This window comes from Runella limosa DSM 17973 (assembly GCF_000482465.1).
Classification (GTDB): domain Bacteria; phylum Bacteroidota; class Bacteroidia; order Cytophagales; family Spirosomataceae; genus Runella; species Runella limosa.
The window spans coordinates 70,267-94,548 of record NZ_KI519425.1 but is presented as its reverse complement, the minus strand read 5'-3'; the positions used below and the strand labels follow the sequence as shown (position 1 = coordinate 94,548).

At 45.7% G+C, this 24,282-nt stretch carries 19 protein-coding genes; 14 read left to right on the top strand and 5 right to left on the bottom strand.

Annotation, left to right across the window (positions count from 1 at the left end; all coding sequences use genetic code 11):
- Window positions 1–30 precede the first annotated feature (30 nt).
- The 4 genes from K339_RS0123600 to K339_RS0123585 all read left to right on the top strand — a co-directional run bounded on the left by K339_RS0123600 (window position 31) and on the right by K339_RS0123585 (window position 3,242).
- A complete protein-coding gene (locus tag K339_RS0123600; RefSeq protein ID WP_028525812.1) occupies window positions 31–1,374 on the top strand; it encodes a Gfo/Idh/MocA family protein in 1,344 nt (447 codons plus the stop codon).
- Window positions 1,375–1,462: 88 nt separating this feature from the next.
- Window positions 1,463–2,629, top strand: coding sequence for an AIR synthase related protein (locus tag K339_RS0123595; protein ID WP_028525811.1), 1,167 nt, complete (start codon window positions 1,463–1,465; stop codon window positions 2,627–2,629).
- A gap of 44 nt (window positions 2,630–2,673) precedes the next feature.
- Window positions 2,674–2,988: a DUF6883 domain-containing protein gene (locus K339_RS0123590; protein ID WP_028525810.1), complete on the top strand. Its 315-nt coding sequence runs from the start codon at window positions 2,674–2,676 to the stop codon at window positions 2,986–2,988.
- A 5-nt stretch (window positions 2,989–2,993) separates the two neighbouring features.
- On the top strand, window positions 2,994–3,242 hold the full coding sequence (locus K339_RS0123585) for a DUF4926 domain-containing protein (protein WP_028525809.1): 249 nt from the start codon (window positions 2,994–2,996) through the stop codon (window positions 3,240–3,242).
- A gap of 17 nt (window positions 3,243–3,259) precedes the next feature.
- On the opposite strand, the gene K339_RS0123580 is transcribed toward K339_RS0123585, so the two are convergent.
- Window positions 3,260–3,673, bottom strand: a complete 414-nt coding sequence (locus tag K339_RS0123580) for a DUF3592 domain-containing protein (RefSeq protein WP_028525808.1) — start codon at window positions 3,671–3,673, stop codon at window positions 3,260–3,262.
- A gap of 187 nt (window positions 3,674–3,860) precedes the next feature.
- On the opposite strand from K339_RS0123580, the gene alaS reads away from it, so the two are divergent.
- Window positions 3,861–6,512: an alanine--tRNA ligase gene (gene alaS / locus K339_RS0123575; protein ID WP_028525807.1), complete on the top strand. Its 2,652-nt coding sequence runs from the start codon at window positions 3,861–3,863 to the stop codon at window positions 6,510–6,512.
- 471 nt (window positions 6,513–6,983) lie between these two features.
- Here the strand turns inward: alaS and K339_RS0123565 are convergent, their stop codons facing one another.
- Window positions 6,984–8,303 carry a TolB family protein gene (locus K339_RS0123565; RefSeq protein ID WP_028525806.1) on the bottom strand — a complete coding sequence of 440 codons (1,320 nt, stop codon included), beginning with the start codon at window positions 8,301–8,303 and terminating at the stop codon, window positions 6,984–6,986.
- Window positions 8,304–8,631: 328 nt separating this feature from the next.
- Window positions 8,632–9,642 (bottom strand): sterol desaturase family protein, encoded by a 1,011-nt coding sequence (locus K339_RS0123560; RefSeq protein WP_028525805.1) that lies wholly within the window; start codon window positions 9,640–9,642, stop codon window positions 8,632–8,634.
- 193 nt (window positions 9,643–9,835) lie between these two features.
- On the opposite strand from K339_RS0123560, the gene K339_RS0123555 reads away from it, so the two are divergent.
- The 3 genes from K339_RS0123555 (at window position 9,836) to K339_RS0123545 (ending at window position 13,475) form a co-directional block, all read left to right on the top strand.
- Window positions 9,836–11,179, top strand: coding sequence for an ATP-binding protein (locus tag K339_RS0123555; RefSeq protein WP_028525804.1), 1,344 nt, complete (start codon window positions 9,836–9,838; stop codon window positions 11,177–11,179).
- Window positions 11,180–11,318: 139 nt separating this feature from the next.
- Complete coding sequence (locus K339_RS0123550; protein WP_028525803.1) at window positions 11,319–11,888, top strand: serine protease; 570 nt, start codon at window positions 11,319–11,321, stop codon at window positions 11,886–11,888.
- 57 nt (window positions 11,889–11,945) lie between these two features.
- Window positions 11,946–13,475, top strand: coding sequence for a flotillin family protein (locus tag K339_RS0123545; protein ID WP_028525802.1), 1,530 nt, complete (start codon window positions 11,946–11,948; stop codon window positions 13,473–13,475).
- Window positions 13,476–13,584: 109 nt separating this feature from the next.
- Here K339_RS0123545 and K339_RS0123540 read toward each other — a convergent pair whose 3' ends face one another.
- Entirely contained in the window at window positions 13,585–14,433 is an 849-nt protein-coding gene (locus tag K339_RS0123540) for an SdiA-regulated domain-containing protein (protein WP_028525801.1), read from the bottom strand.
- Window positions 14,434–14,574: 141 nt separating this feature from the next.
- Between K339_RS0123540 and K339_RS34595 the strand changes: the two genes are divergently transcribed.
- The 3 genes from K339_RS34595 to K339_RS0123520 all read left to right on the top strand — a co-directional run bounded on the left by K339_RS34595 (window position 14,575) and on the right by K339_RS0123520 (window position 18,531).
- A complete protein-coding gene (locus K339_RS34595; protein WP_037301776.1) occupies window positions 14,575–15,663 on the top strand; it encodes an AI-2E family transporter in 1,089 nt (362 codons plus the stop codon).
- A 69-nt stretch (window positions 15,664–15,732) separates the two neighbouring features.
- Window positions 15,733–18,183, top strand: a complete 2,451-nt coding sequence (locus tag K339_RS0123525; protein WP_028525800.1) for a penicillin acylase family protein — start codon at window positions 15,733–15,735, stop codon at window positions 18,181–18,183.
- 12 nt (window positions 18,184–18,195) lie between these two features.
- Window positions 18,196–18,531 (top strand): hypothetical protein, encoded by a 336-nt coding sequence (locus tag K339_RS0123520; RefSeq protein ID WP_157607722.1) that lies wholly within the window; start codon window positions 18,196–18,198, stop codon window positions 18,529–18,531.
- 205 nt (window positions 18,532–18,736) lie between these two features.
- Here the strand turns inward: K339_RS0123520 and K339_RS0123515 are convergent, their stop codons facing one another.
- Window positions 18,737–19,381 carry a hypothetical protein gene (locus K339_RS0123515; protein WP_028525798.1) on the bottom strand — a complete coding sequence of 215 codons (645 nt, stop codon included), beginning with the start codon at window positions 19,379–19,381 and terminating at the stop codon, window positions 18,737–18,739.
- Between the two features lie 135 nt (window positions 19,382–19,516).
- Here K339_RS0123515 and K339_RS0123510 point away from each other — a divergent pair, with 135 nt between their 5' ends.
- The 3 genes from K339_RS0123510 to K339_RS0123500 all read left to right on the top strand — a co-directional run bounded on the left by K339_RS0123510 (window position 19,517) and on the right by K339_RS0123500 (window position 24,280).
- A complete protein-coding gene (locus K339_RS0123510; protein ID WP_028525797.1) occupies window positions 19,517–20,503 on the top strand; it encodes a hypothetical protein in 987 nt (328 codons plus the stop codon).
- Window positions 20,504–20,550: 47 nt separating this feature from the next.
- On the top strand, window positions 20,551–23,448 hold the full coding sequence (locus tag K339_RS36195; RefSeq protein WP_051398202.1) for a metallophosphoesterase: 2,898 nt from the start codon (window positions 20,551–20,553) through the stop codon (window positions 23,446–23,448).
- Between the two features lie 94 nt (window positions 23,449–23,542).
- Window positions 23,543–24,280 carry an RpnC/YadD family protein gene (locus tag K339_RS0123500; protein WP_157607721.1) on the top strand — a complete coding sequence of 246 codons (738 nt, stop codon included), beginning with the start codon at window positions 23,543–23,545 and terminating at the stop codon, window positions 24,278–24,280.
- Window positions 24,281–24,282 lie beyond the last annotated feature (2 nt).

Sequence of the window (24,282 nt, the reverse complement as noted above, 5' to 3'; positions counted from 1 at the left end):
TCCTTTTTTGTATAAAAATCTAAGAAACTTATGCAAACGTCCCGCAGAGATTTCATTCGTTCGGCTTCGGTGGCTACTGGAGCTAGTTTATTCTCTTTTACCCCCCTCGAATTGTTGGCAAGTCAACGAAAACGGGTCTCTGCCAACGACAAATTGCAACTTGGTGTGATTGGATGTAAGGGCATGGGGTGGTCTGATTTACGCTCACACCTCCAAATGAGTGAGGTAGAGTGCGTGGCCTTGGCCGATGTCGATCAGAGTGTTCTCGATCAGCGGGCGGCTGATGTACAAACCGCGCGGGGCAATCGCCCTCAGTTGTACAAGGATTATCGCAAAATGCTCGAAAACAAAGACATCGACGCGGTGATTGTAGGTACTCCCGACCATTGGCACTGCTTGGCGTTGACCGATTCATTGGCGGCGGGCAAACACGTTTATTGTGAAAAACCGCTGGCTAATTCGATTGAAGAATGTAACATCATGCTCGCTGCGGCCAAACGGGCGGGTAAAATTATCCAAATAGGGCAGTGGCAACGAAGCGGCTCCCACTACGAAAAGGCGATTGAGTACGTTCGTTCGGGGAAACTCGGGAACATTCGCCTCGTAAAAGTATGGGCGTACCAAGGTTGGATGGAACCCGTCCCCGTTAAGCCCGACAGTGCGCCACCCCCAGGCGTAGATTACGACATGTGGCTTGGACCTGCCAAAAAACGTCCTTTTAACCCTAATCGTTTTCATTTTAATTTTCGTTGGTTTTGGGACTACGCAGGAGGGTTGATGACCGACTGGGGCGTCCACGAAATCGACATTGCTCTATATGCCATGAATGCCAAAGCGCCTAAATCGGTCATGGCTTCGGGCGGAAAATTGGCTTACCCCGACGACGCTTCTGAAACCCCCGATACACTCCAAACAGTGTATGAATACGAGGGCTTTAACATGCTTTGGGAACACGCCACGGGTATAGACGGCGGTAACTACGGCCTCACCGAAGGGATTGCATTTATTGGAAACAACGGCACGCTTGTATTGCACCGTGGTGGCTGGTCGTTGCACCCCGAAACCCAAACCAAAAATGGGATTAAAGTGTATAAAATTGAGGATATTCCTGACCAAGCACGCAACGGAGATTACCTCAATGAGCATACCAAAAACTTTGTCCAAGCCATCAAAGACAATAATCCTAAACTGTTGAAATGTGGTATCGAGACGGGAAGTGTGGCTGCAATCAACGCCCACATGGGGAACATCGCTTATAAAACAGGCCGCAAAGTATATTGGGATTCGACTACGGGAGCGTTCAAAAACGACCCAGAGGCCAATGCCCTGATAAAGGCACATTACAATAATGGCTGGCAACTCCCGAAAGTATAAAAAACGTTCTGCAAGCTCAAAAGCCCGTTAGGGTTAGAAAATGAGGTGTAAAGTTGGTAACTTTGCGCCTCATTTTGTTTTCAACTCCATGACAGAACGTTACCTACAACGTGGGGTGTCGGCCTCAAAAGAAGACGTACACCGCGCCATTGCTAAGCTCGATAAAGGACTCTTCCCCAAAGCTTTCTGTAAAATCGTCCCTGATATTTTGGCAGGTGACCCCGACTACTGCACCATTATGCACGCCGACGGAGCAGGTACCAAAACCTCGCTGGCGTATTTGTATTGGAAAGAAACAGGTGATTTGTCGGTGTGGCGTGGCATTGCGCAAGACTCGATTGTGATGAATACCGACGACCTCATTTGTGTAGGAGCAACGGGGCCGATGCTCATTTCGTCGAGCATAGACCGTAACAAAAATAAAATTCCTGGGGAAGTGATTGCTGAAATCATCAACGGAACGGAGGATGTGTTGGAAATGCTTCGCAATCACGGCGTTGAGATTTACAGCACGGGTGGAGAGACGGCCGACGTAGGCGATTTGGTACGTACCATCACGGTCAACAGCACGGTGATTGCGCGGATGAAACGTTCGGAAGTGATTTCAAATGATAACATCCAAGCGGGAGACGTGATTGTGGGACTGGCGTCGTTTGGGCAGGCTTCTTACGAAACTACCTACAATGGTGGCATGGGAAGCAACGGCCTTACCTCGGCGCGTCACGATGTGTTAGATTCTTACTTGGCATCAAAATACCCCGAAAGTTTCGACCCAGAAGTCCACAGTGCCCTTGTATATAGTGGTTCAAAACGCCTCACGGATGCCGTCGAAAATACGCCTGTTAACGTCGGTCAATTAATTCTTTCGCCTACGCGTACCTACGCCCCGTTTGCCAAAACGTTGTTGGACGAACTCCGCCCGCAGATTCATGGCATGGTACATTGCAGTGGTGGTGCGCAAACGAAGGTGCTTCACTTTATTGATAATTTGCACGTTGTCAAAAACAACCTTTTCCCCATTCCTCCGCTCTTTAAATTGATTCAAGCCGAAAGCGGAACAAGTTGGCAGGAAATGTACAAAGTGTTTAACATGGGCCACCGCCTCGAAGTATATCTTTCGTCGGAACACGCCCAACGCGTCATCGAAATTGCACAATCGTTTGGTATTCAGGCTCAAATCATCGGCTATGTGGAAGCCAACGAAGGTAAAAAAGTAACGGTTCAGAGCGAGTTTGGGGAGTTTGTTTATGAGTAATCTACTATTAATTTGTCTCTCTTTTTCTTAAATTTACATTCAGAATGCATGTGCGCTATAGCATTGTTGTTGAAAAAGCGAAGATTACCGATTATCTGTTGGTTTGGAAAGAAAAAAACGACAAGTCTATCTTTCTTAACCACCTAGGTTATTACCAAAATAACTGGGAAGATTTACAGAGTGACATACTCAATATTGTTCAAAATAATGAGGCTATTTTTCAACGAAATGCTCCTTTCGGTGGCACGCTACATAAAGTAACTGGTGAACTGAAAGATAAGCGTGTTGTAACAATTTGGTTATTAGCAGATGACAATAGTATTTTCCGTTTTGTGACGTTGTACCCTGAAAAGCATTAATAAAAATGAAATTTCAATTATTTTCGACTGTTTTATTAGCCCATGACTTGCCACAAATGGGTTTTTGTAAGGGGGATGTGGGAACAGTTGTTGAATACATTTCATCTACTGATTCAACCCCAGAAGGGTACATTGTGGAGTTTTTCGATAATGAAGGACAAACCATAGACGTAATACCTGTACTGGAGTCTGAACTTATTTATCCACACTCTCGAATGGTCGTAAATTATCGTGACTTAGAAAATGTAGCCTGAGATAACAGACGTTTAGCTTAACTCCTGCTAATTTTCAAACCTACTCCCATAAAAATAATCCCAAATACGGCCAAAACAGCCGACAGTCCCCATAGTTCCCAGAACCCTGCGATTTTAGCATTCGCAGGGTTTTGCTTTTCGTATAAAATACTCACTTGTTCGCCGTTTTCGTAAACGGGGCGGCCCCTGCCCGTATCCGACCGAAACGTCATGCGCTTGCCGTCCGCCGTCTGAAATTCGACAACGGGATAGTAGCCCCCTTTCCCTTTTCTCGATTTTACATACACCGACTCCACAACTGTCCCCGTGGCCGAGGCAGCCTCTTTTGCAAATTTCTGGTCGTTTTGAAACAACATCCACGCTCCAATCATCATCAGCAGCCCAATGATTGCAAAAATACTTCCACCAACCCGATTTGACTTTTTTTTCATTGCACAAACAAATGTGTCTTTTACGCAAGTTAATCAAAATCAAAGCACAATCTGAAAGCTACGGCATTTTTCCGTAATTTTGCAGCCCAATTCACAGCTAAGGTTGATATTCTAACAAAACGAATGTAATCGCTGTCAACAATGGACTATCGACTGTGGACTATTGACTATAAACCGTAAATCGAAGATGACTTCTCACGAAATCCGCCAAGCTTTTTTAGACTTTTTTAAGAGTAAAGGACACCTTATCGTGCCATCGGCACCGCTTGTTGCCAAAAACGACCCCACGCTCATGTTTAACAACTCGGGCATGGCGCAATTCAAAGACTTTTTCTTGGGCAACGGAACTCCTCCGAGCAAGCGTATCGCCGATACCCAAAAATGCTTGCGCGTGAGTGGAAAACACAACGACTTGGAAGACGTAGGTTTTGACACCTACCACCACACGATGTTTGAAATGCTCGGCAACTGGTCGTTTGGGGATTACTTCAAAAAGGAAGCCTTGGAATGGTCGTGGGAATTGCTCACAGGAATTTATAAATTACCCAAAGACCGCATCTACGTATCGGTATTCAAAGGCGACGAAAAAGACGGCGTACCATTTGACCAAGAAGCGTGGGACATCTGGAAGGCCATTTTAGGCGGCGAAGAGCGAATCATTTTAGGAAATAAAAAAGATAATTTCTGGGAAATGGGCGACGTAGGCCCGTGCGGCCCGTGTTCAGAAATCCACATCGACCTCCGCGACCAAGCCGAAGTGGATGTGAAACCAGGTAAAGAACTCGTCAACGCCGACCACCCGCAAGTAGTCGAAATTTGGAACAACGTATTTATGCAGTTTGAGCGCAAGGCCGACGGGTCGTTGATTACGCTTCCTGCCAAACACGTGGATACAGGGATGGGCTTTGAGCGCCTTTGCATGGCCATTCAAGGAAAACAATCGAACTATGACACCGATATTTTTCAAAATACCATTCAGGTAATTGAGAAAATGTGCGGTAAAAAATACGGCGTAAGCGGTACGCTCAACACCAGCGATTATACCGACATCGCCATGCGCGTCATCGCTGACCACCTTCGGGCGGTAAGTTTCGCCATTGCCGACGGACAGCTTCCGTCTAACGCCAAAGCAGGCTACGTGATTCGCCGCATTTTGCGCCGTGCCATTCGTTATGGATACTCGTATTTGGGCTTTACCGAGCCATTTATGAGCCAATTGGTACCTGTGTTGGCCGAACAATTCAAAAACGTATTCCCAGAACTCAAGTCGCAAGAAGAGTTTGTGACACGCGTGGTGTTGGAAGAAGAAAAGAGCTTCTTACGCACCTTAGAATTGGGAATCAAACGCTTCGAGTCGCTTAGCCCAACGGGAGGAGTCATTGATGGAAACATCGTATTTGAACTTTCCGACACCTACGGTTTTCCTGTGGATTTAACGGCGCTTTTGGCGAAGGAAAAAGGCTACAAAATCGACGAAGCGGGCTACGAAAAAGCATTGGCCGAACAAAAGAACCGCAGCCGCCAAGATGCTGCCAAAGAAGCAACCGACTGGGTAGAAATCAGTGAGGGGGGTGACTTTGAGTTCTTGGGCTACTATACCCTCGAAGCAACCGCCCAGCTTATCAAATACCGCAAAGTAAAAACCAAAGCTGGCGAAGAATACCACATCGTACTCGACCGTACACCTTTCTACGCCGAAATGGGGGGACAAGTGGGCGATACGGGCACGCTAGAAGTGATGAGTGATGAGCGAAAAGTGATAAATATCGTTGATACCAAAAAGGAGAATGATTTATTCATTCACATTTCACGTGATAAGAATTTAGATGAACTACTCATCGCTCCTCACTCCTCACTCATCGCTAAAGTGGACGCTCATCGTCGTCAGAATATCATGCGGAACCACACGGCGACGCACTTGATGTTGGCTGCGATGCGCCGCGTGTTGGGTACGCACATCGTTCAGAAAGGTTCGTACCAAAACGATGAAGTGACCCGTTTTGACTTTTCGCACTTTGCTAAAGTAACCGACGAAGAACTTTCGCAAATTGAAACCATTGTCAATGCCAAAATCCGCGAAAACGTTGCCCTTAAAACCCACGTCAATATTCCGATTGATGACGCCATCAAAATGGGTGCGACGGCAACGTTTGGAGAAAAATACGGTGATTTTGTCCGCGTTGTAGAGTTTGATCCCAATTTCTCAGTCGAGCTTTGCGGGGGTACGCACGTGCCTGCTACGGGCGAAATCGCGCTCTTTAAGTTTATCTCAGAAGGTTCTGTCTCAGCAGGGGTTCGTCGGGTAGAAGCTGTAACGGGCGAAAAAGCACTCGAATTGTTGAACGACGAATTACGCATTACGAATACCCTTCGTGATATGTTCAAGGGACAAAAAGACGTTGTCAAAGCCGTTGAAGGTCTTTTGGCCGAAAAAGCTGCTTTACAAAAACGCATCGAAGCCCTCGAAAACGAGAAGTTGGCGCAAGTAAAAGATGCCCTGTTGACCCAAGTTACCTCTGCGAATGGCATTTCCAGCCTCGTCGCTCGCGTGGAAGTACCGAACGCCGACGCCTTAAAATCGCTCGTGTATCAGTTGAAAGAACAATCACAGGCGCCATTCTATATTGTTTTAGGAACGGTATTGGGCGGCAAACCACAATTGGCCGTAATGCTTTCCGACGACTTAGTAGCCCAAGGCAAACACGCAGGAAACATCGTGAAAGAGCTTGCTAAAGAGGTAAAAGGCGGCGGTGGTGGCCAACCTTTCTTCGCTACCGCAGGTGGCTCTGATGCTAGTGGCTTGGATGCTGCTTTAGCTAAGGCGAAAGGGATTTTGTAACGATTCTCAATCATAGCACGCCCCTGCTCTTGTTCGGATGAATGAGGGCAGGGGCGTTTTTGTTGGGTGTAATATCAGTTTACTCATTGATAAACAACCTTTTTAACCCACCAAAAGCATTTCAATAATCCTCAAACCCCATGCCTTTAGGCTGGGGGCTGTAAACAAAAGCGTGCCCTAGGGCTTCAGCCCTGAATTTCTCGCATCCATATTCCAAAATTCAGGGCTGAAGCCCCAGCGTTGCTATGTTTATCCCTATGCCCCAGCCTAAAGGCATGGGGTTATAGCAGTGTTGATCTTACAGTTTTGAATTCAGCGTAAAAGGCGGTGGCGGCCAGCCTTTCTTCGCTACTGCAGGTGGCTCTGATGCCAGTGGCTTGGATGCTGCTTTAGCTAAGGCGAAAGGGATTTTGTAACAAAATAGTAGGTTATCAAAGGCATTAGGCTTTTGATAACCTACCCCAATTTTTATCAATCTACTTTAATTTTGTAAAAAGAGAGCTCTCCTGTATTGCTGTTTGAAGCAGAATAAGTTAATTCATTGTTAGAAGTCCATTGTTCAACCGATAAATTACAAGGTAGGCAAAGTTGATTCGAAACTTGGTAACTTCTCTTTTTCTCCAAATCTTTAACCCAGATAGATACATAACCACTTCTGCGACTGACAAAAGCTATTTTTGTTCCGCTAGGGTTAGTGTCTAACGAAACTTCCCCCCAGTCACTTTCCTCAAAATCAGGGACAATCGTCATTATCTTACTATCTATGTTTAGGCGATATACGTGAGTTTCTCCTAAGGTTTGATTTCCTTTGATGTAGTTATTGGTCTTCTGAAAAAGGATGTCGTTCTGTACCCATTTTAACTTCGAAATCACTTCTAAACCCTGTGTTCCTGCCGTAAATGCAGCTGTGTTATTATTCGTTTCAAATACCTTAACGAGCCTGATATTAGTTACACTTGTGGTATAAAGGATATAATTACCATTATCGTCGATGACACTAAACGCAATAGAATTCGCATCAGGTGCCCATGTGAAACTAATAACTGATTTTCCCAAAAAATTGATGGGGGTTAATTGAAGTGTTGCGGAATCAAAGAGATACAATTCAGAAACTGATTCCGTTTTTTTATCAAGAATCTTGTTTAAAAGAGCTTTTTTATTGTCAGGAGACCAACTAGATAGTGTAATATTATTCCAAAGCCACTGTTGTTTATTGTTTAAAAAATCTCGATACCAAGTACCGTATTCATTTTTACTATTTGTGCCCATCAAAATAGCTTTCTCGGTACCTAATAAAGTTGTTCTTTGCATCCAGGTCGAGCTATAAGTTTCTGCTTGATAGGTAAATGTGTATTTGGTATTCTCTACGTCTAGTTTCTGAGCTTGTGGTGCTTTATCAGAAGAAATCATAATCACATTAGAAGCTATTTTTTTGGTACCAGCAGCATAAACAGCCTGTATTTGTACGTAAACAGTCTGATTATCAGAAAAAATCTCATCAATTGTTTCTATTTTACCCGAAATAGTTTTAAATTTTGTAAGGTTATTTTTTGAAGTACCTGTGTATATTTCAAAATAATCGGGAGTAATGTGCTCATAATCATCTTCATCAGGAATACACTCAAATCCGCAGTAGTATCCACCGTAGGCTCTCCAAAGTAGGTTGATTGGCTTTCCTGAAATTCCGTTCAACTGAATCCCAGCAGGGTAAACTTTTTCGGGATTTATTACCTTCTTTTGTTTACACTGGAGTAAGAAAACAAGAAAAAAACCTAGAAAATAGTATTTCATAACAATCTTTTATTAGTTTAAAATTTTCTAGTAGAATGACGCTAAACTAGCAAAAAAAGTTGTAATAAATTTAGTTTTTTTCAACTTTAGTCCACCCTTGTATCTTATTAACCGCTACTCAAGAATTATCCAAGAGAAGCCACAAAAGAAATAAACTCTCTTGGATAAAGCATGGCTTGCAAAATATCAATACGCTGCCGTGAACAGCTTGGAGAAGGAGCCTTCATCGGCGGTGACGACTATTTTAAACGTTTCCTTTTACAGGAGTCTCCAATTAATGTCCTCACCACAAAAATGCCATATTTCGTAACTAATGGAAGGATTCGCGCTAGGCGACGGCTTCCTTCCCTTCCAAATATTCCTGCCGAACGACCGTAGAAGTGCGGTGGTTGCCGTCGGGGCTCCAGCCTGGAGGCATGATTGGATACAACAAAAACGCTTTGATACTGGGGGCGCTTGACATATCCTTGAGTAGCTCCCAAATTTCGCCAAAATAGGTCTCCATAAAATTGCCCGAGTCGATTTTACGCGTGATGCCGTACTCTATGGGGATGTCTTTCCGCTCCACTTGGTACGTACCAAATACCCTGTCCCAAATATTAAGGAAATTGCAATAGTTGGTATCCATGTACAGTGGATTACGGGCGTGGTGCACCCGATGATCAGAAGGCGTCAAGATGTATTTGCCAAAGAAAGGTATCTTTTGCAGCCCCAGCGTACCATCTTTGAAGAGGTTTTCTCCGACGTGGATAAACGTACCGTACGTACCGTCGATAAACATGATGAAAAACAGCAACTTAGGATCTAACCCCGCCAAAATACAAATAGACGTACGAATGGCATCGGCATAGGGGCCTTCAAGGAAAAAGTGCGCGTGCGCCACCGACAGGTTCATATCTTCGGGCGTGTGGTGCGTAGCGTGCAGACACCAAAACAGCCGCACTTTATGCCCCAAAAAGTGGTAAATAAAATGCGCAAATTCCCATACTACGTAGCCATAAAGCAACCAATACCACTTGAGCGGGGCATTGAAAGGAGCATACGGCTGTAGGGTAGCAATCATCCAGCCCGTTACGCCCAAGGAGATATAGCGAGAAATAAACCGATTAAAAACGTAGATGATAAAATTGGTACGATAAACTTTGGTCTGCGGGTTTTTCTGGGCAATCCCTAACCCAAACTCAAACACCAACAATAGCGGAATCATCGGCCTCAAGGCCGTAAGGATGCCATCTAAGGTGCTAAACGCACTATAATCTCCACTACTGACAATCTTGATGATGCCGTTTACGCCTAAAAAGCCTAAAATTTCTTTGTAAAGGGTTTCCAAAATTTCCATGAAAGGGCTGGTTTACTAGCTACTGCCATAAGGACGCTCTTGGGGTAATTTACTGTGGGGCGGCTTTTCAAAATCAACCCAGTCTATTCTTGATTTTAGCATTTTATCTATAAAATCAAACAAAACATGTCAAAACTTACCTATTAAATCGAACAAAAAAAGTTTAAATTTGCCTATTAAATCAAACAAAGCCATGATAAATAGACAGTTAGAGCTTTTTTTACACGAATGGAAAAAATCCCCTTCGCGGAAGCCATTAATTTTGCGCGGTGCAAGACAAGTAGGAAAAACTACCCTGGTGACAGCGTTTGCTCAATCATTTGATCAATACCTCTACTTTAACTTGGAACGGGCGTCTGACCGTCAGCTTTTCGACACTGTTGAAAACCTTTCCATCACCGTACAATTACTATTCTTAGCCAAAGGAAAAATCGACAGCCAAGACAAAAAAACGCTCATTTTCATTGATGAAGTCCAAGAAGTACCTAAGGTTTTGGAAGCATTGCGATTCTTCTACGAAGATTACCCGCACTTATATGTGATCGTAACAGGTTCATTGTTAGAATTTGCCATCGAACAAATTGCCCGAATGCCCGTCGGGAGAGTCGAATTTGCGGAGTTACATCCACTCAATTTTCAAGAATACCTCAGCGGAATGGGCAATCAGGCATTGCTAACGACGCTTAATCACGTCCCAATTGATAATCAGTTTCTCTCCCTAGTTTACCCAATTTTTCACGAATACGTGATGGTTGGAGGTATGCCTAACATTACCTCCAGTTACCTCCAAGATAAAAATCTAAGCCGACTCATCAATTTGTACGCCTCTATCACAGAAGCCTACAAAGCCGACATCGAAAAATACGCCACCAACTTCACGCAGCGGACAGTTTTACGCCATATCATGGATACGGCCCCGTTTGAGATTGATAATCGCATCATTTTTAACAATTTTGGCAATTCTTCTTTCAAAACAAGAGAGGTAAAAGAGGCAATTAACGCCTTGGAAAAAGCCAAGATCTTGGAGCTGATGTATCCCACTACTAATGTTTCGCTGCCTCCTTTACCCGATTTCAAAAAAAGCCCTCGTCTCCAATACTTGGATGTTGGATTGGTTAATTTTCAGCTGGGACTGCACCGCGAATTACTCGTCATCAATGACTTACATGATAGCTCTCGCGGGAAACTCATCCAACAAGTGGTGGTGCAAGAACTCAAATCATTGCGTTACTTACCCGATTCAGGCCTTCACTTTTGGGTACGCGAAGAAGGTGGCACCTCTTCGGAGGTGGATCTGGTTTATCCTTATCGCAACCTGCTCATTCCCATAGAAATCAAGTCAGGAGCAAGTGGTGCGCTACGTTCATTACACGAATTTATGGATCGTTGCCCCCACGATGTGGCAGTACGCTTTTATGCAGGAAAGATTTCTATTGACCACGTTCAAACCCGCAAAGGCAAGCCTTATCGCCTCCTCAATCTTCCCTATTTTCTAGCCGCTTGGTTGGAAAGTTACTTAGCCCATTTTTTTAGCTGATACCACTCATCACACACTTACAAGGCACCATCACGTGATTCCAAGGCGCGACCTTAAAATCATTTCTTCCAGCAGGGCGAGGTAATCTACCTTTGTACCGTTATTTTTAAGTGATTCTTAACCTTTAACGCTATCTGCTATGGAATTCCTACAGAATGCCGACCCTTTTGTGAAAGGGTTGTGGTACATTACATTGCCTGCGTCGCTCATTTTCCTGATTCAAACCGTTATGACGTTTGCAGGAAGCGATGCCTCCGATGGCCTCGATGCCGACTTCGACGGAGATGTCTCGCATACCGATGGGCCGTTTCAATTGTTCTCTTTTCGCAACCTTATTCACTTTTTGTTGGGGTTTGGCTGGACGGGGCTTGGCTTTTACGAACTCATTTCCAATCGATTAGTCCTCATTATTGTTGCTACATCGGCGGGACTGGCGCTGGTTGGGGTATTTTTCTTTATTATCAAACAATTACAAAAGCTCAACCAAAACAACGTGATGCGGCTCGAAAACGCCATCGGTAAAACCGCCGAAGTTTATCTGACCATTCCTGCCCAGCAAAGCGGTCATGGCAAAGTACACGTGAGTGTTCAAAATACGCTGCGCGAGCTCAATGCCGTCACCCAACAAGCAACGCCTATTCCCACGGGAGCGGTTGTTAAAGTGACTGCTACTTTGCCCAATGACACCTTGGTGGTGGAACTGTGCTAATTCTCTCTTTTTACTAAACTATTTTCATTCATTTTTTAACTAAATCTCTGTACAACCATGACTCCATTGATTACCATCGCGGTGATTGCGGTCGTTATTTTCGCCACTATTACCGCCCTTTTGGCGCGTTACAAGCGCTGTCCTTCTGACAAAATCCTCGTCATCTACGGACGGACGGGCACCAACAAAGACGGCGGCACCTCCTCGGCGCGCTGTATCCACGGCGGGGGTGCTTTTGTTTGGCCTGTGATTCAGGATTACGCTTTTTTGGACCTAAAACCGATTTCGATTGAAGCCAATTTGACCAATGCCCTTAGCCGCCAAAACATCCGCATCGACGTTCCTTGCCGTTTTACAGTAGCCATCTCAACCGAAACCGATAGCATGAACAACGCTGCCGAACGCCTTTTGGGGCTTTCGATGCAAGAGATTCAGGAATTGGCCAAGGATATTTTGTTTGGGCAACTTCGCTTGGTGATTGCGACGATGACCATTGAAGAAATCAACTCCGACCGCGACAAGTTTTTGACCAATATTACCCAAAACGTAGAGGCCGAATTGAAAAAAATAGGCTTAAAATTGATTAACGTCAACGTTACCGACCTTCGCGACGAGTCGGGGTACATCGAAGCTCTTGGGAAAGAGGCAGCCGCCAAAGCCATCAACGAAGCCAAAATCAGCGTAGCTGAACAAGAAAAAGTGGGGGAAATTGGAAAAGCCCTCGCCGACCGCGATCGCGATACCCGCATTGCCGAAACGCAACGTGAGCGCGATATTCAGATTGCCCAAACCAAAAAAGACAAAGAAATCGTCATCGCCGCTACCCTCCGCGACGAAGCCATCGGGAAAGCCGAAGCCGAAAAAGACACGCGTATTAAAATTTCGGAAGCCAACTCCATCGCCGTTCGGGGAGAAAACGAAGCCAAAATTACGATTGCCAACTCCGAAGCCCTCCGCCGTGAACGTGAAGCCGAAGCCAACCGCCGCGCCAACGCCGCCGAAAAAGTACAACAAGCGATGGCTTTGGAAGAATCGTATGTAGCAGAACAAAAAGCAGAAACCGCCCGCGCCGAACGCGAACGTTCGTCACAGTTGGCCAACACGATTGTCCCTGCCGAAATCGCCAAACAACGCGCCATTATCGAAGCTCAAGCCGAAGCCGAGCGCATCCGCGAAAAAGCCAAAGGGGAAGCCGACGCGATTTATGCCAAAATGGAGGCCGAAGCAAAAGGGTTGTACGAAATCCTGACCAAACAAGCCGAGGGCTACAAAGAAGTAGTGCAAGCCGCAGGTGGCGACCCGTCGAAAGCCTTCCAGTTGTTGTTGATTGAAAAACTTCCTGAGTTAATCCAAATTCAAGTAGAAGCCGTGAAAAATATCAAAATCGACAAAGTGACGGTTTGGGACAATGGCGGAAGCAACGGAGAGAACTCATCCACCGCCAATTTTATCTCGGGAATGATGAAATCAGTGCCTCCTCTCAACGACCTTTTCAACATGGCAGGTTTGAACCTTCCTGAGTATTTGAAAGGCAAAGAATCGGGCGAAACCCCAACCATCCAACTCCCAACTGATTCTAAATCATAAGGATTTTTGTAGCCATCTTTGTCATGCCACTTTTTGTCATGCCGTAGGCATCTACTACCGCGTTATTTTAGATGCCTACGGCATGACAAAGGTCGAATGACAAAAGGGACTATTTTTTCGTCACTTTCCACAGTTTCCCCTTTCGTTCGTTGGAAATGACAAAGTCAGTGTTGTTGACAAAAACAATGGCTTCGGTCTGAGCACGAGCTATTTTTAGGCAATGCGTAGGGCGTTCTAAATTCATACCTTGGGCAATGTCAAAGAGCAATACTTTTCCGTAGGTGAGCAATGCCAGCGTTTTTCCGTCAGGACTCACGTCGGCCCCCGTTACCATTGCGTGGCTATACACGCTGTCTTGGGAGGTGGCCTCGTAGCTGCCTGCCGCGTCGGGCACAACGTACATTTTCACCATTCGGTCGGTTTTGCTACGGTTTTTAGAAAACAAATAGAGTTTGTTTTGGTGCCAAACCACCGCTTCACAATCAAAATTGAGCGAGTCGGCGGCGGGTGGAAACGCGCGTTGGTCAGCGTACCTAACCCGAATACTTTCCACGCGCTCGGGTGTGAGCGGGTGAAATTTATAAATGACCAAATCGCGGCGATTGTTGGCGTTATTGCCAACGTCGGCGAGGTAGAGGTTACCTCGGTCGTCTTTGGCGATGTCTTCCCAGTCTTTGTTGACCAAAGGCGACAACGGAAGCGTGCGGAGCAACGCCCCTTTTGGGTCAACTTCATAAATTTCAGCGGGGTTTCCGCCGTCGTTGTGCGTCCAAAACGTTCCTTCTTTTTCACCCAACACTAGCCCCGAAGTTTCGTGAATTTGTGGCGGCAATTGGCCAACTTGCGTTACTGTATAACGGGCATTCGCCCGTTTGAAGCCTTCTTTTCGTCGTTCGTGGTGGCAGTCGCACGTCGCTACGCGCAGCGTGAAAGCCAGCCAAAATAGTTTTTGAAACATTTTCTCTATTTTCTATGTGAAAATTCTATGTGAACTATGTGGTTATCTATCCTTGAGCGGGTTGTGAGCAACCCTTGGCACGGGGGCTTGCCTTTTCCCCTTTAAAATACGTAGATTTGAGCGAATTTACCATTTCCGACCATGCAAAAATCATTTCCTTTTTCCCTTCGACTCGCTGGCTGGTTACTTTCGTCGGTGATTATCGTTTATATTTTGTACGTGCTCCGTGAAACCATCGTGCCGCTTACGTTTTCGGTTTTATTTTCCGTGCTTCTTTACCCCATTTGTGCTTTTTTAGAACGTTGGCGTTTCCCTCGGTTGTTGGCCATCACCATTGCCCAAATCATCTTTTTTGCCGTTTTGGTAGGGTTGATTTACTTGGCGTCCATTCAAATCATCAGTTTTGGAGAAGAGCTTCCTCGTTTGGAGAAAAAAGCCAATTATTGGATTGATCAAGGACAAGATTTTTTGAGTGACAATTTTGGCATGAGCCGCCGCAAGCAAATCAGCGAAGGCCGCAAGTACCTTACCGAAGCCCTCAAAAACAGCGCATCGGTCTTGACGGGTGCTGTCGCGACCACCACGGGTACGCTGGCTTCAGCAACGCTTGTTCCTTTGTTCGTTTTTTTCTTCTTGCTTTACCGCGATTTTTTCCGTCAATTTTTTTACAAACTATTCGACAGCCGACACAAACGCCGCGTCGATCAAGCGATTCGACGCATTTATGAGGTTGTGCAAGGCTACCTCGTTGGATTGGTGTCGGTCATTCTGATTGTGGGCGTACTCAACTCCGCAGGTTTGTTGCTGTTGGGAGTTCCGCACGCCGTTTTCTTCGGTTTTTTTGCCTCTTGCTTGCTCCTCATTCCTTACATTGGGCTATTAATAGGCTCTATTTTACCTGCGTTGATGGCCCTGGTCGCGCTCGATTCACCCATGTATTCGTTGGGCGTGTTGGCTGTTTTTGGGGTAATTCAAGTGTTAGAAGGCAATTTTATTACCCCTTACATTGTCGGGTCAAAGGTGAGCGTCAACCCGCTTGCTTCCATGATTGTCTTGATTTTTGGGGGACAATTGTGGGGCGTTTCGGGCTTGATTTTAGCCCTTCCCGTAACGGCTATTGTCAAAGTAATTTTTGATTCGGTAGAAGCGCTCAAACCTTTTGGCTATTTATTGGGAGAAGCCGAAGATCGTGCACCGCTCGATTGGCCAACATTTGACAAAAAAGAGTAAATTGCACCCCATTTAATTCATTTTTTTATCAACAAAATACCAAAACCAAACCCTTTTTAATCTTCTCCAATGAAATACATTCGTGCGTTGTTGAGTCTGCTGGTAGCTGGTGGGCTGACGTACATTTTCAGCCGTCCTTTGGGACCTGCTCCTGCTTTGGGGCCGTTTTTTAGTCCGTTTACAGGTTTTTGGCAAAACGCCGAGTCAGTGGAAAAACTTCCTCCAGCAGATTTTAAACTTCAGGGACTCAAAGGAGAAGTAACCGTTAAATACGACGATAATGGCGTTCCGCACATTTTTGCCGACAACGACGAAGATTTGTATTTCGCCCAAGGTTTCATCATTGCCCGCGACCGTCTTTGGCAGATGGACTTTTATAGTCGCGTAGCGGCGGGGCGTTTGAGCGAAGTAATGGGGCCTTTGGCGCTTGATTTTGACCGCTATAATCGCCGTCTCCAACTGCCCGAAGGAGCCGAGAGATTGGCCGAATCGTTTACCCACGACCCAACCTCTAAACTCATTGTAGAGTCTTATTCGGCAGGGGTCAACGCTTACATTCAACAGGTTTCTTACAAAGATTTGGCCATCGAGTATAAAATTCTTGGCTATACGCCCGAAGCTTGGTCACCGCTTAAAACGGCCTTGGTAGAGATGGTGATGCGCAAAGACATGAATGCGCGCTCGGACGACTACCGCATGGCCAACGCTTTGGCGAAGTTTGGCAAAGAAACCATGAACGACCTTTTTCCTGACTATCCCGTAGAAGAGTCGCCGATTGTACCCTCGAGCACAAAATGGGATTTTACGCCGCTTGCCGTTCCGAAAGTACCCGAACTCATGAAAGCAAGCATGGCCGCCAATCTCGACCTTGAAGCCGAAAACCCAGGCATTGGCTCCAACAACTGGGCGGTTCACGGTTCGCGTACAGCCTCTGGGCTACCTTTGCTTGCCAACGATCCCCACTTGGGTCTAAGCCTTCCTTCTATTTGGTACCAAATGCAGTTGGTTTCACCCACGGTCAACGTCTATGGCGTGTGCGTGCCTGGTTGGCCAGGTATTGGCATTGGATTCAACAAAGACATTGCGTGGGGAATGACCAACGTCGGTTCGGACGTGTTTGATTTGTTCCAAATTCAGTTCAAAGACAATACGTTCAAAGAATACAAATACGGCGACAACTGGCGCCCTGTCACGTCGAGGGTCAATGAGTTTAAGGTAAAAGGCTCGCCCGACATCATCCGCGACACAGTCCTTTATACCCACCACGGCCCGATTCTTTATAGCCAAGGGCAAAAACCTTTCTTCTCTGATTTACCTGTTGGTCATGCGCTTACGTGGGTTGGCCCCGTAGCCGCAGGAAATTCAGTGAAGGCGCTGTACCTCATCAACCACGGCAAGAACTACGACGATTACCGCAAGATTTTACCGTATTTGGCCGCTCCTGGATTCAACGTGGTATTTGCCAGCAATCAAAACGACGTTGCCATTACCTCAGCAGGACATTTTCCGCTCAAGTGGAAAGAGCAAGGAAAATACTCGCTCGATGGCTCAAACCCTGAACACGAATGGAAAGCGTGGATTCCCGTAGAGCAAACGCCCTACGTCAAAAATCCTGCCCGTGGTTTTGTGAGTTCGGCCAATCAATTCCCCGCTGACCCTTCGTATCCGTATTATTTGGGGTGGAAATTTGCCCCTGCCGAACGGGGTATTCGTATCAATGAGCGTTTGGGCAACATGACCAAAGCAACCCCCGACAGCTTACGTCTTCTTCAAAATGATAATTTCAACGTAGAAGCACGCCGCATTCTGCCCGAATTACTCAAGTATTTGGAAAAAGACCCCAGCGCGAAAGCCTTGCCAGCCTACGGCGTGTTGGCCAAGTGGAATTTGCGCAACGACCCCAACGAAATCGCCCCTACCATTTTTGAGCGCTTCGTAAAAGAACTCCGTTTGGCAATTTGGGAAGATGAGTTTCCAACCCAAGACGAAAAAGCGCCCATGTCTCAACCTACCCGCGACCGTACGTGGGCCATGCTCCAAAAACAACCCAATGCGAAGTGGTTTGACAACGTAAAAACGACCGACAAGGTAGAAACCGCCGCCGATATTATTACGACCACTTTTAAAGCTACCATCGACTCGCTTACGGTAAAATACGGGCCGTACAACCCACAAACGTGGGTATGGAGTACAGCAAAAGGCACTGACATCAAACACCTTGTACCGTTGTTCAAATCGTTTTCACGGATGGATGTCGTCAACGGCGGTGGCCCTGGCATTGTCAACGCTACGACCGAAGCAGGACACGGGCCGTCGTGGCGGATGGTGGTGCAGCTCGACAAAACGTGGCCTAAAGCCTACGGTTTGTACCCAGGGGGGCAGTCGGGCAACCCAGGTAGTCACCACTACGACAACATGGTGGATAAATGGGCCAAAGGCGAACTCAATGAGCTGGTGTTTTTGAAGTCGAAAGACGAACAACACCCTCGCATCAAATCAACCGTCAAATTACAACGCTAAACTCTCCGACTCATGCTTTATATTCTTATTCTTGTCATAAGCGGTATTGCGCAATTTTTAGGCCCTTGGTGGCTGATGCCTATCGTGTGTTTTGGGCTATGTTTTTGGAAAGCTAAAAATGCCAAAGAAGCGTACGGAATTGCGTTTGCCGCAATTTCCACCTTATGGTTAGGGTATTCGTTGTTCCAAAGTTTTTCCAGCGGAGGAGAATTCCCCTTAAAAGTGGCTGAAATTTTCAAATTACCAAACGCCGCTAGTCTTTTTACCGCCGTTACCCTCGTGGGAGGATTGGTGGCGGGCTTTGCGGGTTTAGCAGGTCATTATTGCCGTTTGGCGCTGAAACCTTAGCCGTGCCAACCAGCTATTTTACAGGTAAACACATAGCTCACATAGACTCGTGTTAAGGGTTGCTCACAACCCGCTCTTTTATAGATAAACACATAGCTCACATAGATTTTACACATAGAAAATAGAGCAAACGGCTTTGTTTTCTATGTGTTTATTCTATTGTGCTCTATGTGTTTTAACCAATGTATTAAGATCTAACCACCCCCTAATAATACCGTGGATTTCCCAATGGAAGGGCGCTAATGATAGTAATCGACGTAATATCTGGATTAAACGGCGTCGTCAAGGTATGCTCAATTTCGAGTTTGATGTAACGAAACGAAACCCCAATTTTTGGTGCTACCGTAATGAACGCATCTTGGTTTTTGCGGCGGAACGTAAAGCGATTTTCGGTCAACAAATCTTTGGCCTCTAATTTACCAATGTACGAAACCCCTGCTCCTAAGCCGAGATAAAAACGCGGTTTCCAAGGGCGCTCCAAAATCCGATAGGGCGACGACAAATAATAGTCGGCGTACAACAACCCAAACGAAGTGAATTTTTGTTGAACCACGCTCTTCGACTCTACATCTTCAAACGAAGGTCGGAAAAAGCCTCCCAACTTTAGGCCAACGTTAAAACGATTGGAAGCCATGTAATAAGGCGACAAAAACACCTGCCACGTAGGAGCTGTTTTCGGGAGAAAAAATGGGCTAAAATCGTAAGAGCCACCCGCTTTCATCAAACCAGGCCCGACGCCCACATTCATCCAAAAACGGCGACTGTCTTCGTCGATTTTCACAAAACGTTGAGCATACGACTGCACTCCCACTAACATGCTCAACAACGCAACTAGGTATAATTTTTTCATGTACGTAAGCTTAGTTATACTCAGGCTCAGAGCAATAAGCATACCAGTTTTATAAACTTTGCTCAAACTAGCAGAATCGTTTTTGTGAATTTCCCCGTATATTTGTCTGAGAAACTATCGAAAACGATTTGTGAAATGAAGAAGTGGCTGACAATAATTGTATGGATTGGATTGGTAGGGCTGATAGGGTGCGAAAATCCATTTTTTAACGGAAGAACATCAGGCACTTCGGGCAAGTGTGAAGCAGGCGCTCCCATCAGCACTTCAGAAGTCACCGACCAAGATCGTGGTTTTTTTAATCCACAAGATAGTCTGTACTACGCCACGGCCGTGTTTGGCATTTTTTACCGAGGCGGCCTGACCAACCCTTGTGAGTTGGTACGTCGGCCTATTTCGTTTAAAACGGTTCTTTCCCGCAAATTTAAAATCGTTTGGGACGGCCCTAAAGGCATCACTACCGACCGAAAAGCCGCCCGCGCATTGATTCGATTTACGGATAAAGCTTATCGCGACGACATTGACGTCAACTTACCACCCGTGGACACCCTTCGGCCTTATCCTTACGAAATTTTGATTTCCCAAGATACCACCTACACCAATATTTTCACAGGCCGCGAGTACAAAGTGGCCCTTCGCAAAGGTTATTCCAACCTGCTCGACGAAGTGAAATGTGCCGAAGTGAGCCTTTCTTCAACCAAAACATTTGACAGCAATCGGGTAATTCTTGAAAATTCCACCACGGGCAGTTGGTCGCAGCGCTATTTCTTCAAAGCTTCCGACTTTGCTCAAAACGTGCAGTACGTAGTTGTTCGGGAAAAAGAATGTGCCACTTGCAACGTTCCTACTCCCACGCTCACCGCCGAAAAATATACCATTTCTAAGGGGGAAGAAATTGTCTTATCATTTTCGGGCTGTCCCGTCAACGAATATGGTCAGGGGCCGTTGGAATGGTTTTACCAGACCGCCAATGGAACCAAAACGCTGATGCAACGGTACAGTTACTCACCCCGAAATCAACGCAGTTTTTCGCCGCAAGAAACCACCACGTACTTTTTACGCTGCCAAGGCGAGTGGTACTGCAAACCTCAGAAAGAAGTAAGCGTAACGATTGAGGTAAAATAGGTTCTTTTGCGCAACTTTGTGATTCGATTTAACTAATCACAATTCGCATGGCTCCATTTCTACTTAAACGTCGTTTTTTAGTCGTTTCACTACCCAACTTTGTTTGGTTTGTACTTCTAATAATCGTTTGTGCTTCCAATGCCCTTTTTGCCCAAAAAATCGTGCGTGGCCCTTACCTCCAAATGGGTTCTTCAACGGGCATCGTAGTGCGTTGGCGGACAGACGTGGCGGTGGTTAGTAAGCTTACCTACGGGAGTTCTTCTTCCCAAAAAACGCAAAGCGTTGGCCGCGACGTTCCCACGACCGAACACGAAGTAAGCATCACTGGCCTTACTCCCAACTCGGTCTATTATTACGGAATCCAAGTCAATGGCACGACCTACGAAGGAGATTCGTATTATTTCAAAACGGCTCCGCCCACGGGAAGTAAGCAAAAAGTGAGGTTTTGGGCCTTAGGCGATGCAGGAGATGGTTCACCCAATCAGCGGGAAGTACGCGATGCTTACTTAAAACGCATTCAAAACGATAACCGCCAAACCGACGCTGTTTTGTTTCTTGGAGACAATGCCTATGCCATCGGTACCGACGAAGAATACCAGAACAATTTCTTCAATATTTACCAAGATTATTTCTTCAAAAACAACGTTATTTGGGCCATTCCTGGTAATCATGAATATTATTCGGGCGTGCAAAGCCGCCGCGAGATTGCTTATTTTCAGATTTTCTCCCAGCCCCAAAACGGCGAGTCAGGCGGTGTCCCGTCGGGGTCAGAAATGAATTATTCGTTTGATTACGGTAATGTACACGTAGTAGCCTTAGACTCCTATGGCATTGAACAAGATAAATATCGGTTGTACGATACACTCAGCCCACAGGTGGAATGGCTCAAAAAAGACTTAGCCGCCAATCGCCTTCCGTGGACGATTGTGATGTTTCACCACCCGCCTTACACCAAAAACTCGCACGATTCGGATACCGAAACGGAATTAGTCCTCATTCGACAAAATCTGAATCCTATTTTAGAGCGCTTTAAAGTTGATTTGGTACTGAGCGGTCATAGCCACTTGTACGAACGTTCGCGCCCTACGCGGGGTCACACAGGACTTGCCCCATCATTTAATGAAACTGCTCATTTGACCAGCACTTCATCGGGCAAATACGACAGCAGTTCCAATTCGTGTGCGTACGTCAAAAACGGAGGAGATGAAGGCGTTATTTACGTAGTTGCAGGTTCTTCGGGACGCAACAACGGACTCGATGGGCCAGCCCACCCTGCGATGCCTTTCAAAAACTTCCAAAACGGTGGCTCGGTCGTCATCGAAGTAGAGGACAATCGTCTAAATTTTGAATGGCTTTGTAACGACGGCGTGGTTCGTGATCAATTTACAATTTTCAAAAACGTTAATAAAACGACTCAACTCAAAGCGCGTCACGGCGAAACTGTGGCACTCACACCATCGTGGAAAGGCGCTGCAAAATGGTCTAATGGCAGCAATGAGCCCACGTTATCCTTCACTCTCACGGGCGACACCACGCTTTCAGTCCGCGACGAAGCGGGTTGTTTGTTAGACCGTTTTGTAGTGTCAGTGAGTGAAAAGCCTGCCCTTTCGTTCGATAAACCTGTAGCCAATGCCTGCGCAGGCGAGGTACTTTCTGTGCCGTTTTCTGTTGCCAACACTGACCGTAATCGCTGGAAATACACCTTGCAATTATCTGATAATCAGGGAAATTTTTCTCAACCAGTTACCCTATCCACCGAAAGTAACAACGCATTTTTAGCTACTTTTCCTGCCTCATTGCCCTCGGGGGACAATTATCGTTTTCGAATTATGGCCAACGTCGCAGGGATTGCTCCAGTCGTATCCCTTGGCTTCCGTATTCAGCAAAAACCCACGGCTACCTTGAGTGGTTCAACCGCCATTGATGCAGGGCAAAGCGCACAACTCACGCTTCAATTTTCTGGTTCAGGGCCGTGGACGTACCAACTTTCTAACAACACTACGGGCACTACATCAACTAATCCGCTGACAATCAACGTTTCGCCCCAAACCACTACCATTTATACCGTCACTTCTGTAAGCAATGCTTGTGGTACGGGTACGACAAGTGGAAGCGCACGGGTAGAAATAACCCCCAAAGTAGTTACTCAATTACCCACCACAATCACTGTCTGCGACGAATCGGTCTTTGATTTACCTTTTACCGTCACAGGAGGGTTTGATACAGGCATTGGCTTTGAAGCTCAATTATCAGACAAAGAAGGGAATTTTACCACCACCCGCACTGTCGGAAGTGGTAGCCAAAGTCCCCTTAAAGTTACGATTCCTGCCAATGTAGAAATCGGCGGCAGTTACCGTTTACGCATCAAGCCTACCCAAAATGCCAACGCAAACCTCACGCCAAGCGACGCTTTTTCGCTCAAACAACGCGCCAAAGCTACCCTTAGTGGCGATACTACGATTGCTTTTGGTGGAGAATCAAAGCTAAGATTAGCCGTACAAGGTACATTTCCTGTGACCTACGTTCTGTCGGACAATAGCTCGGCAAGCGTATCTGCCTCCGCCAGTACCATCAGCGTAAAACCAGCGTTGGAAACAACTTATACCCTAAAATCAGTGACAAACGTATGTGGAAACGGAAGCATCGGTGGAAGTGCGCGCGTGGGTGTGCTAATTACGGCCATTGAGCCTATATCTGAAGAAGACTTGCGGGTATTACCCAACCCTACCCACAACAAAGTCAAAGTAGAAGCTAGGTTTTTTGGTCAAAAATCGGGCGACTGGGAATTGTTGGACGCCCAAGGTAAAATCCTCAACAAAGGGCACTTCAGGAAAGGAACATTGCACGGGCTTGACGTATCACTCGAAGACACCGCCCCTGGCACGTATCTTTTACGTTTTATGATAGAAGGTCAAACGATTGTCCGTAAAGTAGTGAAACAGTAAACACCCTTTTTGCTTTACTATGGAACACAAAAGAGAAGGTAATATTTACGACCGTATCGTAAAAGAAAATATTGAGAGCATCATTCCTGCGTTGATGAATAGCGTTTTGGGCTTCAAAGTTTTAGAATCGACGGTAATCAAAGAAAAGCTGCAACAAACCAAGGAAAAAGAAGCAGACGTTCTGAGAATAATTACCGACCCAAGCGGCAGGAAGTTTATTTTACACCTTGAATTTCAAGTAGATGACTACAAAAAAATGGTGTATCGCATGGCAGATTACTGGGTTTTATTAAAATCAAAATACAAGTTTCCCATTAGGCAATTTGTTATTTACATTGGCAACAAAGAACCAACCATGAGAACTGTACTTTCAGAGGATGGAAATTATTTTCAGTTTCAGCTCATCAACATCACCCAATTCGATTATTTACGATTTCTCAACTCAATAAACCCTGAAGAAATTATTTTAGCTGTTTTGGGAGATTTCGGCAACGAACAACCTGCAAATGTGCTCTCAAAAATCATCCAAAGACTCGAAGAAACTAAAACTGATGCAAATACGTTAAAAAAACACTATAGACAGTTGAGGATTCTTGCAAAACTTCGTAACTTGAATTTAAAGTTTGACGATATGATAAAGAACATGGCAAAATATTTTGATGTCGAAAATGACCCTTTCTTCATCAAAGGACAGGAAAAAGAATTATCAAAATTTGTCGCTTTTCTGCTTAGAGAAGGGAACAGGACTTTTGAACAAATTGCTGATATAGCAGATACTACCGTGGACTTTGTCAAGTCTGTCCAACAAAAACTACAGGCAAAAAACTCCTAATA